11 protein-coding genes and 1 pseudogene are annotated in these 12,603 nt (G+C 65.6%); 11 read left to right on the forward strand and 1 reads right to left on the reverse strand.

Annotated features, from left to right (window positions below; translation table 11 throughout):
- Positions 1 to 144: 144 nt before the first annotated feature.
- The 11 genes and pseudogenes from ABIE53_RS19010 to ABIE53_RS19060 all read left to right on the forward strand — a co-directional run bounded on the left by ABIE53_RS19010 (position 145) and on the right by ABIE53_RS19060 (position 11,691).
- Positions 145 to 1,333, forward strand: a pseudogene (locus ABIE53_RS19010) (FAD-dependent monooxygenase).
- 59 nt (positions 1,334 to 1,392) lie between these two features.
- Positions 1,393 to 1,935 (forward strand): VOC family protein, encoded by a 543-nt coding sequence (locus ABIE53_RS19015; RefSeq protein ID WP_192699879.1) that lies wholly within the window; start codon positions 1,393 to 1,395, stop codon positions 1,933 to 1,935.
- Entirely contained in the window at positions 1,932 to 3,302 is a 1,371-nt protein-coding gene (gene fahA / locus ABIE53_RS19020) for a fumarylacetoacetase (RefSeq protein WP_192699878.1), read from the forward strand. The genes ABIE53_RS19015 and fahA overlap by 4 nt, the downstream gene beginning before the upstream one ends.
- Before the next feature lie 3 nt (positions 3,303 to 3,305).
- Positions 3,306 to 4,070, forward strand: coding sequence for an alpha/beta fold hydrolase (locus ABIE53_RS19025; protein WP_192699877.1), 765 nt, complete (start codon positions 3,306 to 3,308; stop codon positions 4,068 to 4,070).
- A 61-nt stretch (positions 4,071 to 4,131) separates the two neighbouring features.
- Positions 4,132 to 4,935: an FAD binding domain-containing protein gene (locus tag ABIE53_RS19030; protein ID WP_192699876.1), complete on the forward strand. Its 804-nt coding sequence runs from the start codon at positions 4,132 to 4,134 to the stop codon at positions 4,933 to 4,935.
- Positions 4,936 to 4,973: 38 nt separating this feature from the next.
- The gene (locus ABIE53_RS19035) at positions 4,974 to 5,432 is read left to right on the forward strand and encodes an SRPBCC family protein (protein WP_006049747.1); all 459 of its coding nucleotides are present in this window, start codon (positions 4,974 to 4,976) and stop codon (positions 5,430 to 5,432) included.
- Positions 5,433 to 5,460: 28 nt separating this feature from the next.
- The gene (locus ABIE53_RS19040) at positions 5,461 to 5,970 is read left to right on the forward strand and encodes a (2Fe-2S)-binding protein (protein ID WP_006049748.1); all 510 of its coding nucleotides are present in this window, start codon (positions 5,461 to 5,463) and stop codon (positions 5,968 to 5,970) included.
- The gene (locus ABIE53_RS19045; RefSeq protein ID WP_192699875.1) at positions 5,967 to 8,318 is read left to right on the forward strand and encodes a xanthine dehydrogenase family protein molybdopterin-binding subunit; all 2,352 of its coding nucleotides are present in this window, start codon (positions 5,967 to 5,969) and stop codon (positions 8,316 to 8,318) included. The genes ABIE53_RS19040 and ABIE53_RS19045 overlap by 4 nt, the downstream gene beginning before the upstream one ends.
- On the forward strand, positions 8,308 to 9,033 hold the full coding sequence (locus ABIE53_RS19050) for an enoyl-CoA hydratase/isomerase family protein (protein WP_192699874.1): 726 nt from the start codon (positions 8,308 to 8,310) through the stop codon (positions 9,031 to 9,033). Before ABIE53_RS19045 ends, ABIE53_RS19050 begins: the two co-directional genes overlap by 11 nt.
- A 312-nt stretch (positions 9,034 to 9,345) precedes the next feature.
- Positions 9,346 to 10,635 (forward strand): UbiD family decarboxylase, encoded by a 1,290-nt coding sequence (locus ABIE53_RS19055; protein WP_376915855.1) that lies wholly within the window; start codon positions 9,346 to 9,348, stop codon positions 10,633 to 10,635.
- A 135-nt stretch (positions 10,636 to 10,770) separates the two neighbouring features.
- Positions 10,771 to 11,691 carry a LysR family transcriptional regulator gene (locus ABIE53_RS19060; RefSeq protein ID WP_107709610.1) on the forward strand — a complete coding sequence of 307 codons (921 nt, stop codon included), beginning with the start codon at positions 10,771 to 10,773 and terminating at the stop codon, positions 11,689 to 11,691.
- On the opposite strand, the gene ABIE53_RS19065 is transcribed toward ABIE53_RS19060, so the two are convergent.
- Complete coding sequence (locus tag ABIE53_RS19065; protein WP_192699873.1) at positions 11,669 to 12,571, reverse strand: anti-sigma factor family protein; 903 nt, start codon at positions 12,569 to 12,571, stop codon at positions 11,669 to 11,671. The genes ABIE53_RS19060 and ABIE53_RS19065 overlap by 23 nt on opposite strands.
- Positions 12,572 to 12,603 lie beyond the last annotated feature (32 nt).

Below are 12,603 nucleotides of genomic sequence, written 5' to 3' on the forward strand. Positions count from 1 at the left end.
TTCGGATTAATTTGCTTCTTTCGCGCGATTCGCTGAATTAAAGTGATTCCCGATTTCACCGCGTTGGCTACTTATAAAGATTATCGATCGATTCATAACGAAGATCGATAAAAGCGCTCATTACGAAAAAGGTCGAATCGTCGAATGAAGATAGTTATTGCAGGCGCCGGTATCGGCGGATTGACGGCCGCAGCCGCATTATTGAAAAAAGGTTTCGATGTCACGGTGTTCGAGCAGGCGCAGGCGCTCAAGGAGATCGGCGCCGGCGTGCAACTGAGCCCGAACGCCACCGCGCGTGCTGTTCCAGCTCGGCGCGGGCGATGCGCTCGAGGGCCTTGCGTGCGAACCGCTCGGCAAGCGCGTGCGTCTATGGAACACCGGCCAGACATGGCGCCTGTTCGATCTCGGCGCGCAATCGCGCGAGACCTACGGCTATCCCTACTTCACACTGCATCGCGCCGACCTGCATCAGAAACTCGCCGACGTGGTGCGCTCCATGAAACCCGACGCCATTCGCCTGAACCATAAGGTGGAGAGCTTCTCGCAACAGAACGGCAAGGTGCTGGTGCAGGCCGTCAATGGCGAAACCTGCGAAGGCGATCTGCTGATCGGTGCGGACGGCGTGCATTCGCGTGTGCGGCACGCGCTCTTCGGCCCTGACGAGCCCGTGTTTTCGGGCGTGATGGCATGGCGCGGCGTGATCGACGCGAGCAAGCTGCCGGAGCACTTGCGTTCGCCTTACGGCGCGAACTGGGTCGGCCCCGGCGCGCACGTCATTCACTATCCGCTGCGCGGCAACGGTCTGGTGAACTTCGTCGGCGCGATCGAGAAGTCGGGCTGGCAAGTCGAATCATGGTCCGAACGCGGCACGCTCGACGAATGTCTCGCCGACTTCGAAGGCTGGCACGAAGATGTGCGCACGCTGATTTGCGCGATCGACATTCCGTATAAATGGGCATTGATGGTGCGCGAGCCGATGGCCCGCTGGAGCCAGGGCCACGCGACGCTGCTCGGCGATGCCTGTCATCCGACGTTGCCGTTTCTCGCGCAAGGCGCCGGCATGGCGATCGAAGACGGCTATCTGCTCGCGCGCTGTCTCGAACGCTATACGCACGACGTGCCGCAGGCACTGCAACGCTATGAGGCGCTGCGGCTCGAACGCACCGCGAAAGTCGTGCGCGGTTCGGCGGCCAACGCGACGCGCTTTCACAATCCGCAGCTTGCCCATGCGGAAGGCGCAGCCGCCTATGTGGACCGCGAGTGGAGCGAGGAGCGCGTGAAGGAGCGCTACAACTGGCTGTTCGAATACAACGTCGACGCGATCGAAGTCTGACCCGCACCGGGTTTTCGCGCGACGCTGCCCCGTACGATCCAGCAATACCAGGAGACACTGTGTCCATCCATCTCGATCCTCCAGCGCCGGTGCTCGGCCTGCATCATTTTGCGTGGCGCTGCCGCGACGCAGAGGAAACGCGTCACTTCTACGAAGACATTCTCGGTCTGCCGCTCGTGCACGTCATCCGCCTGGACCGCGTGCCGAGCACCGGCGAATATTGTCCCTACGTGCATCTGTTCTTCGAAATGGCGGACGGCTCGAACATCGCCTTCTTCGATCTCGGCGATGGAACCGCCGCGCTTGCCTCGCCGAATACGCCCGCGTGGGTCAATCACATCGCGCTGCGCCTGGCAACGCTCGGACAGTTGGAAACGATGAAAGCGCGGCTGACCCACAATGGCGTCGAGGTGCTCGGCGTCACCGATCATCACTTCGTCCGCTCGATCTATTTTTTCGACCCGAACGGCTTGCGTGTCGAACTAACGGTGCCCGTCGCGCCCGCCGAAGAACTCGTGGGTTATAGAATGCGGGCTCGGCCGGTGCTCGACGCCTGGACCGCTGAAAAGAACAAGGCAGTATCGGAGACACGCCCCGCATGAGCGCGCTCAATTCCACGCACGATCCGGCGCGGCGCAGCTGGATCGAATCGGCGAACGCCGGCAACGCGGATTTCCCCATTCAAAACCTGCCGTTCGGCGCATTCGTGCGCGGCGGCGAATTGCGCATCGGCGTCGCAATCGGCAATCGCATCGTCGATTTGCGCGCGCTGCACGACATGGCGCTGCTGGAAGGCGACGCGGCGCTCGCCTGCGCGTCGGTTCGCGACGGCACGCTAAACGCGCTAATGGCGCTCGACGCCCGCCATGTGAGCGCGTTGCGCGGCGCACTGTCGGCGCTGCTCGCGCAGAACGCGCCCGCACGCTCGCGGCTCGAATCGTCGATCGACGCCGTGCTGCCGCACATGAACGATGTGCAACTGACACTGCCGTGCACGATCGGCGACTACACCGACTTTCTGACGTCGCTTCATCACACCGAGCGCCACGGCCGCTACAAGGGCCTCGCCGATCCGCTGCCGGCCGCGTTCAAATCGCTGCCGATCGCGTATCACGGCCGGGCTTCGTCGCTTCGCGTGAGTGGCGGCGAAGTGCGGCGCCCGTACGGCCAGTATCGCGACGCGGAAGGCCGCGTGTGTTTCGGGCCCGCGCCGATGCTCGACTTCGAACTGGAGCTGGCTGCCGTGATCGGCCGCGGCAACCCGCTGACGCAAGCCATTCCGATTGACGACGCCCGCGCGCACATCTTCGGTTACTGTCTGCTCAACGACTGGTCGGCGAAGAGCATTCAATGGTTCGAGCAGGTACTGGGGCCGTTCCTTGGAAAGAGCTTTCATTCGAGCATCTCGCCCTGGATCGTCACCGACGAAGCGCTCGCCCCGTTTCGCAAGGCGGCGCCCGCACGCGCCGCCGGCGATCCGGCGATCCTGCCGCATCTTCGCGGCGTGCAGGACCAGCAAAGCGGCGGTCTGGACCTGCAGTTGTTCGCACAACTGTCCACGGCTGCGATGCGGCGCGACCACATCGAGCCCGTGCGAATCACGCACACGCATCTGGACAATCTCTACTGGACGTTTGCGCAGATGGTCGCGCATCACACGAGCAACGGCTGCAACCTGCGCACGGGCGACCTGCTCGGCAGCGGCACGATCTCCGGTGCGAGCGATGAATCGCGCGCCTGTCTGACCGAACTGACCGACGCGGGCAAGAAGCCGCTTGCGCTGCCCAGCGGCGAATCGCGCATCGCGCTCGAAGACGGCGACGAGATCGTGCTGAGTGCGCGTGCGAGCGCGCCCGGTGCAGTGTCGATCGGCTTCGGCGAGTGCCGCGCGCGCATCGCGCCGGCGTTGCCGTATCCGCACGCACCGTATCCGCACGCGCCAAACGCACTGCCGCACGGAGAACACTGAACCATGACGACGCTCAACGGCTTCGCGCAGTTCGGCGGCGGCCCGCATAAAGTCATCGCGCTGAACGGCTGGTTCGGCAGTTCGGCCGACTGGAACGCGCTCACGCCCGCACTCGATCCCGAGCGCTTCAGCTACGCGTTCTTCGACTATCGCGGCTACGGGCTTTCGCGCGACAAAGACGGCGAATTCACCTTCGACGAAGTGGCAAGCGACGTACTTGCGCTCGCGGACCATCTTGGCTGGCAGCGCTTCAGCCTGATCGGCCACTCGATGGGCGGCATGGCGATGCAGCGGGCGATGCTGGCGGCGCCCAGGCGCATCGTGAAGATGGCGGGGGTGTCGGCCGTTCCCGCGTGCGGCTCGCGCATGGACGACACGCGTCTCGCGATGTTTGCCGCTGCAATCGGCGACGTGACGAGGCGCGCGGGCATCATCCACTTTTCGACGGGCAGCCGGCTCGCCGCACGATGGAGCGCGCACCTCGCCCAGCAATCGGCGCGCGAATCGCGCCGCGAGGCTTTCGCGGCCTATCTGCCGCATTGGGCCACCGGCGACTTTGCCGCACAGGTGGAAGGCAATCCCACGCCGGTGAAACTCTTCGTGGGCGAACACGACCCGGCCATCACGGCGGAGCTGACGGCGCGCACGTGGCTGACGTGGTATCCGAACGCCGCCGTCGAAACCTTGACCAATGCAGGGCATTACGCAATGAACGAAGTGCCGGTGGCGCTGGCGACCGCACTCGAAAACTGGCTCTCGGAGCCTTAACGGACCGCGCTAAGCAGTCAGGCACGCGCGCCAACACAATGCGCGCGATGCAGGAGACACCATGTACGAGACCACCTATCTGCGCGCCGCATCGCTTGACGAAGCCGTCGGCTGGCTGCGCGAGCATGAAGAAGCGCGGCCGCTGTCGGGCGGCATGACGCTGATTCCCACCCTCAAGCAGCGCCTCGCCGCGCCCTCGCATCTGATCGATCTCACGCGCATCGACGCGCTGCGTGGCATCGAAGTGCGCGGCAGCGTTTTACGCATTGGCGCGCTGAGCAAACACGCCGAGGTTGCGGCGTCGAGCGTCGTGCGCGGCGCGATTCCGGCGCTTGCCAGCCTGGCTGGCGTGATCGCCGATCCGCAGGTGCGCAACCGCGGCACGCTGGGCGGCTCGGTCGCCAACAACGATCCCGCCGCCGACTACCCCGCCGCCGTGCTCGGTCTGAATGCGCACGTCGTCACGTCGTCGCAACGGCGCATTCCCGCCGACGAATTCTTCGTGGATACCTTCGAGACCGCGCTGCACGCTGACGAACTCGTGACCGCAATCGAATTTGCGATTCCGCTGCGCGCGGCCTACGCCAAGTACCGGCATCCCGCGTCCGGCTACGCGGTGGCCGGCGTCTTCATCGCCCAGTACGACGATACGATCCGCGTCGCCGTGACGGGCGCGGGCGCGTCGGTGTTCCGCTGGTTCGATGCGGAAAACGCCTTGCAGCAGGACCTTTCGCACGCGGCGCTCGCGTCGCTTTGCATCGACCGCAATACGCTCCCCGACGACGACAACGCGTCCGCGCCGTATCGCGCTCATCTGATCGAAACCTATACCCGCCGCGCACTGCAGGCGCTGCTTGCGTCGTAACTGCGTCGTCACAGCGGACGCTCATCGAGGAGACAAGAATGGAATTTACTGGATCGCAAACCATCGCGGCATCGCGCGAACAGGTCTGGCAAGGACTCAACGACGCAGCCGTGCTGCAGGAATGCATACCTGGTTGCGAATCGTTCGAGGCCGAAAGCGAAGACCGCTACAAGGCGGTGGTGGTGGCGTCGGTCGGGCCCGTCAAGGCGCGCTTCAAGGGCACCCTCGAACTGTCGGATCGCGATGCGCCGAGCGGCTACCGGATCGTAGGCCAGGGCGAAGGCGGTATCGCGGGCTTCGGCAAGATGACCGCGACCGTGACGCTCGCCGATGCCGAAGACGGCACGCTGCTCACCTACGTGGCCGACGCGCAGGTCGGCGGCAAGCTCGCGCAGATCGGCTCGCGGCTTGTTACGTCCGTGGCGAACAAGCTCGCCGCCGAATTCTTCAAACGCTTCAACGCGACGCTGAGCGCAGCGAGCCAGGCCGCGCAATGAGCGCAAGAACCGGAAACACAGGTGAATCATGGTTGATGTCCAATTGCAGGTGAACGGCGCGGACGTCGCGCGCGACGTGCCCGACAACACGCTGCTGGTCGAATTCCTGCGCGAGCAATTGCGCCTCACGGGCACGCACGTGGGTTGCGATACGAGCCAGTGCGGCGCGTGCACCGTGCTTCTCGACGGTCAGGCCGTCAAGTCGTGCACCGTGCTGGCCGCGCAGGCGAGCGGCGGCCAGGTCGTCACGGTCGAAGGTCTCAACGCAACGTGCGGCGGCAAGCTGCACCCGGTGCAGGCTGCTTTCGTTCAGTGCCACGGTCTGCAATGCGGGTTCTGCACGCCGGGCATGATCATGGCAAGCGCCTTCTATCTGCGCCAAGAGCCGGCGCTCGACCAGGCGAGCATCGCTCATGCGCTGGAGGGCAACATCTGCCGCTGCACGGGCTATGTGAACATCATCGAGGCCGTTCGCCACGCGGCTCGCGAAATGTATCCGGATGCGCCGTTCGCCAGGACGGAGGCTCACTCGTCATGATCGGCAAACCGATACCTCGCGTCGAAGACCAGCGCTTCGTCACCGGCAACGGCCAGTACACAGACGACATTCACGTCGACGCACAGTTGCATGCGGCGTTTCTGCGCTCGCCCCATGCGCACGCCGTGCTGCGTTCGATCGACATCGCCGCCGCCCGCGAAGCGCCCGGCGTGATCGCGGTACTGGTGGGCCAGGATTATCTCGACGACGGCTTCCAGGGCGTCGACCATGTGCCGAATCCCGTCGATGCCATCGACGCGGCGAAGAAGGCTTTCCTCACCTCGCTGACCGGCTCGATCTTCAATCAGCCCCATCTCCCGCTGCCGGTCGACCGGGTGCGCCATGTGGGCGAAGCGATCGCGATGGTGATCGCGCAGACGCCGCTGCAGGCGCGCAACGCGACCGAGCTGATCGACGTGGACTACGACGTGCTCGACGCTGTGATCAACGGCAACGACGCGATGCAGGACGGTGCGCCGCAACTCTGGGATGGCGCGCCGGGCAATCTGTGCTTCCAGACCCAGATCGGCGATCGTGACGCCGCGCGCGCGATCATCGCCAAAGCGGATCATGTCGTGCGCCGCGAGTTTCATCACAGCCGGCTCGTCAATTGCCAGATGGAGCCGCGCAGCGCGATCGGCGCGTACGACGCGGCAACCGGCGTCTACACGCTGATCTCCGGCAGTCAGGGCGCGGTGCGCCAGCAGCTTTGCCTCGCCGCGGCGCTGAAAGTGCCGCCGGCGAACGTGCGCGTGGTATGCCCGGATACCGGTGGCGGCTTCGGGCCGCGCTCGTTCATCTATGTCGAACAGCTTGCCGTCGTATGGGCCGCGCGCCGCATCGGACGCCCGGTCAAATGGACGAGCGATCGCAGCGAAGCGTTTCTGTCGGACTACCAGGGGCGCGACGCGATCATCCGCTCGACAATCGGTTTCTCGAAAGACGGCCGCATGCTCGCCATCGACAACGAGTGGATCGGCAACGTCGGCGCCCACACGGTCTCGTATGTGCCGATGTCGAACGGCACGCGCATCATGACGACCGTCTACGACGTACCGGTGGCCGCCGTGCATGTGAGCGCGGTCCTGACCAACACCGTGCCCACGGCGCCGTATCGCGGCGCGGGCCGCCCCGAAGCGACGCATGTGATCGAACGTATGCTCGATCTTGCGGCCGCCGGCTTAGGTATCGATCGCGCGGAGATTCGCCGGCGCAATCTGGTGCCGCGAGACAGGCTTCCGTATCGCAGCCCGATGGGTCTCACATACGACAGCGGCGATTTTGCGCGCAACATGGCGCGCGCGCTGACGCTCGCGCAATGGGACAGCTTCGCGAAGCGCCGCGAGCAGTCGCGCGCACAGGGACGGCTGCGCGGCATCGGCCTTGCGAACTACATCGAATCGCCGGTGGGCGCGCCGCGTGAGCGCATCGAATTGACGGTGCGCGCCGACGGCGGCATCGATATCGTGTCGGGCACGCAGTCGACCGGCCAGGGACACGAAACCACGTTCGCGCAGGTGGTCGCGCATCATCTCGGCGTGCCGATGGAAGCCGTCAAGCTGCGCACGGGCGATACCGCGTTCGTGAGCGTCGGCGGCGGCAGTCACTCGGACCGCACGATGCGGCTCGGCGGCATGCTGCTCGTGGATACCGCGCAACAGATCATTGCCGCCGGCAAGCGCGTCGCCGCGGTCTTGCTCGATGTGGACGCAGCGAGCGTCGAATTCGCCGACGCGCAATTCACCGCGCCCGCGAGCGGCCGTCGAGTGAGCCTTGCCGGGATCGCGCAGCATGTGGCGAAAGACGGCCTGCCAGGCGACCCATCGGCGAAAAAGCTGCACGCCCACGCGGAAGTCAGCACGCGCGTGCCCGCCCATCCGACCGGCGCGGCCGTCTGCGAACTCGAAGTGGACCCCGACACCGGCGCGGTCGAGCTGGTGAACTACACGTCGGTGGACGACGTGGGGCAGCCGATCAATCCGCTGATCGTCGAAGGCCAGGTGCATGGCGGCCTCGCGCAGGGAATCGGCCAGGCGCTCTCGGAAGGCTTCTACATGGATCGCCAAACCGGCCAGGTGCTGACCGGCTCCTACATGGACTACGGCGTGCCGCGCGCCGGCGTGATTCCGCCGCTCAACGTGGAGCTGACGGAAGATCCGACGCAGGGCAATCCGCTGCGAGTGAAAGGCGGTGGAGAAAGCGGCATCACGCCGGCTACGGCCACCATTTTCAACGCGCTGGCCGACGCGCTGCGCGACTACGGCAGCGACGAACTCGCGATGCCGGCCACGCCCAGGGTGATCTGGGAATACATACACCGCGCGCAAGGAGGCGCTCATGTCGACTGAATCCGTGACTATCCGCCGTGAGGGCGCGTTGCTCGAAGTCGTGCTCGACCGTCCTGAGAACGGCAACCTGATCGACCAGGCGATGAGCGATGCGATCATCGCCGCCCTGACCACGATCGACGACGACACCAAGCTCGTGCGCATTGTCACGAGCGGCAAGGACTTCTGCAAAGGACGCCAGTCGCCGATGCCGCCGGCAGGCGCGAAGCCGTCGGCGGAAACGCTGCGCCGCGTCGTCGCCGCGCCGCCGCTCGCGCTCTACGATGCGCTGAAGGCGGTGCGTGTGCCGGTGCTGTCGGTCGTGCGCGGCGAGGCGATCGGCGTGGGCTGCGCGCTCGCGGGCGTTTGCGATGTCGCGCTTGCCGCCGAGGACGCCGTGTTTCAGATCCCCGAGATGGAGCGCGACATTCCGCCGACGCTCGTCATGTCGGCGCTGATCGGACGCGTTCCCGTCAAGACAGTTGCACACATGGTGCTGAGCCGCGCGCGGCTCTCCGCGCACGAAGCGCTGGCGGCGGGGCTCGTGAGCCGCGTCGTTGCATCCGCCTCGCTCGACGCCGAAGCCGGGGCGCTCACCGAAACGCTGCTCGGCTGCAGCGCCGTCACGCTGCGCGCCGTCAAGCAGTTCCTGCATCTCGCTCCGGAGATGCCCGCCGCGGCTTCGAGCGGCTTTGCCGCCCATCTTGCAGCCACTGCGCTGTCAGCCCGCTTCTGAGGGCCGCGCGCCGCCCCTCGCACAAGGACACGACATTGAGACCGAAGACCACCATCGCTTCCACCGCGCAAGGCGCGGAACTGCCCGACCTGGAGCGCTTCCGGCTGCGCCGCTTTCTCGACTCGCTCGACGAAACCGAACTCGATAGACGCAGCGAGCCCGTCGATCTGGCCGATATCGCCGCGATCATGGAAGGCAATCCGCGCGCCGTCTGGTTCGCGCAACCGGCGGGCGGCAGCGTGCCGCTCGCGGGCAGCGTGGGCGGCGAGCCGCTCGCGCCTTGCCAAAGCGTTCGACACGACACCCGGCCAGTTGCTCGAAGTCGTGCGCGACCGTTTGCGCACGAAGGGCAAGCTCGTCGAAGTGAGCCGCGCACAGGCACCCGTTCAGCAAGTGGTCCTGACCGGCGACGATTGCGATTTCACGGCGCTGCCCGTTCATCTGCAACACGATCTGGACGGCGCGCCGTATATCTCGGCGTCGATCGACTTCGCGGTCGACCCCGACACGGGCTGGACCAACGTCGGCATTCGCCGGCTGATGCTGCGCGGGCGCCGCACCGCCGGAATCGATCTCGTGGCGCCGTCCGATCTGCGCGCGATCTCGCTCGCACATTCGAAGCGCGGCGAGCGGCTGCCGATCGCTTTCGCCGTCGGCACGCACCCCATCGATCACGTTGGTGCAACGATGCGCATTCCCGCCGACGAACTCGAGCTGGTTGCCGCGTTGCGCGGCGCGCCGATGGGCGTCGTCAAATGCGTCACCAGCGATCTGCTGGTGCCGGCCGACGCGGAGTTCATTCTCGAAGGCTATCTCGACGAGCGCGGCCACGCGGAGCCTGAAGGACCCTATGGCGAATTCCTCGGCTATTACGGCGGCATCAAGACCAACCCGGTGTTTCATCTGACTGCGATCACGCATCGCAAAGACGCTGTGTTCCAGACCTGCACGATCGGCGGCCGCACGATGGCGCGCACCGATACCGCGCAACTGGCCGCGCTGCGCACCGAAGTCACCGTATGGCGCGCGCTGGAAACGGCCGTGCGCGAGATCAGGGCGGTGTACGCGAGTCCCGCGACGGGCGGCATGTTCAACGTGCGGGTCGCGATGCAACAGCGTGTGCCTGGCGAAGCGCGCAACGCGATCGCGGCCGTGTTCGCGTCGCTTGCCAACGTCAAGCATGTTTTCGTGGTCGACCCCGACATCGATATCTTCTCGGACGAGCAGATGGACTGGGCGCTCGCCACGCGCTTCCAGGCGGACCGCGATATGGTGATGCATGGCGGCATGCGCGCGATGCCGCTGGACCCGTCGCTCGCCGGCGCAACGGTCACCGCCAAACTCGGCTTCGACCTGACGCTGCCGCTCTTGCGCCCCGGCGAACAGCGCGATCTCGAACATCGCGTTCCCACGCCGCCGGTTCTGACGGGCGCGCGTTTCCATTCGCTGCAAGCCGCACTCGAGCACGGTCCGAAGCGTTTCACCGAACTCATGTCCGCGACAGGAACGCGCGATGGCCGCGAGATCGTGCGCTGGCTCGAAGACACGGCGGCAACCCGCGCCATCGTCCGCGACGAGGAGGGGCGATACGCGTTTGCATGACAGGTGCGGCGCAACGGCGCCGTCGCATCGTCATGGACATGTAAGGGGCGATCGGGTGTTGTCCCGGTCGCGGATACCCGAGCGCGGCGATAGAATCCCGGCAGCCCTCTCGTGCCCTTCCCACAGGACCGCCGCATGAATCTGTCCCTGAAACAACTGAAGGTCTTTCTCGGCGTGGCGAACGCGTCGAGCTTCACGAAGACCGCGCAGAGCTTGCATCTGAGTCAGGCGGCGCTGAGCGCGATCATCCGCGAGCTCGAGACCCAGCTCGATTGCCGGCTGTTCGAACGCACCACGCGCACGGTTGCGCTCACGGAGGCGGGTCACCTGTTCTATCCAACGGCGATGAAGATCGTCGACACGCTTGAAAAATCCGTCGTCGAACTCAACGAACTCGGCCGGCAGAAGCAGGCGTCGCTGCTGCTCGGCTGCACGCCGATGATCGCCGCGAGTCTGATGCCGCAAGTGCTTGCGCGTTTCGCCGAGACGAGTCCGCAAGCGCAGATCGAACTCGTCGACCGTCCTCCCGGCGAGCTTCTGAAGATGGTCGAGGACGGCGATCTCGATGCGGCGTACGGCATCTTCTTCTCGCAGTTGTCCGGGATAGACCGCGTGCCTATCTTTCCGACGCGGCTCGTCGTGGTCTCGTCGCCCGTGGAAGGAGCGCATGGCATCGGCAAGGTGCCGCGCGACGGAGTGCAATGGCGCGCGCTCGAAGGGTTGCCGCTCATTACCCTGCCGAAGGAGAACCCGTTGCAGCGTCTGATCGAAGCGTCGTTGTCGAAAGAAGAAGTGACGGCGGGCCGGCGTACGGTTGTCGGCCATTTGCAGACCGCGGTCGCGATGGCTCACGAAGGACTGGGCGTTGCGATCATGCCGTCGTTCTGCGAACACATCTGCCGGCACTATCAGGTGCGCATCGACGTGATCCGGCCAGAGGTGGAATTTTCGTTCTACCGGATCACGCGCAGCGGACGCGACACGCTGCCCGCGCTGGATCAATTCACGCGGATGTTCGCCGCGGCGGCTCAACTCAGCCCGTTCGTGCCTGGATGAATGGCCGCGTGCCACGCCCGTGCCGCGACGATGCGTCGAGCCCGGAGAACATATCGTCGACATTGCCGTTCGATATCTGCCGGGCGATGGCCGGCAAATCGGCGGAGTCGGCGGAATCGGGCTTGCCGATCAGCGCATAGGACAGTTCGTTCTGCCGCCACGAAACGACGTTCATACCGTCCATCTCGCGCTGGGCGATGGACTCGTCAGGGCGCGAATCCTTCATCACGCACAGCGCCACCGGCATGCCATGCTCGGGGAGATACACCATCTGGACGAGCGGCTTGCCGTTATAGCGCAACCGCTCCACCGCCTTGAACGATAGCCCCGCCGCCTGCAGATCGGGCATACGCAAGCGGATGCCGTCGACCTTGCGAATCGCATCGACAGTGCGGGCGGCAGCGGCGCCATCGGGAACGATACTGGCGACCGTCTCGCGCGTGTACATGCGCTGATAGTCGACCGCGACGCTGATCCACGAGCGCGTCTGGACGGCCGCCGTGGAGACTCCGCGATTGCCGGACGCGCCGGGCCATCCGCCAAGATGCTGCACGAGGCCCGCGCAAAAAGCGCCCGCAATGAAAGCGGCGGCAAGCCACACGCGGCGCTGCGAACGCTGTGCTTGCGGCGCGGGAGTGCTCGATGCCTGCGGCCCCGCGGCCTGCGCCATCGACTCGATCCGGCGCCGGAGTTCGTCAGGCAGCGGCGGCAATTTCTGCGCCGCGAACGCTTCGCGATAAGGAAGCCGCGACGCTCGCAGCAACGCCACGCTCTCTCTCAGATCGGCGGATTGCGCGAGCGCGCTCTCGACCGATGCCACTTCGCGAGCACTGAGTTCGCCGTCGGCATACGCGATCAGTTGGCTGTCGTCGGGCTTCATTGGACGATAGGCTAAGGAGAGAAAGGGCTGTG

It is taken from the genome of Paraburkholderia sp. OAS925, assembly GCF_040543975.1.
GTDB classification, from domain to species: Bacteria; Pseudomonadota; Gammaproteobacteria; order Burkholderiales; family Burkholderiaceae; genus Paraburkholderia; species Paraburkholderia graminis.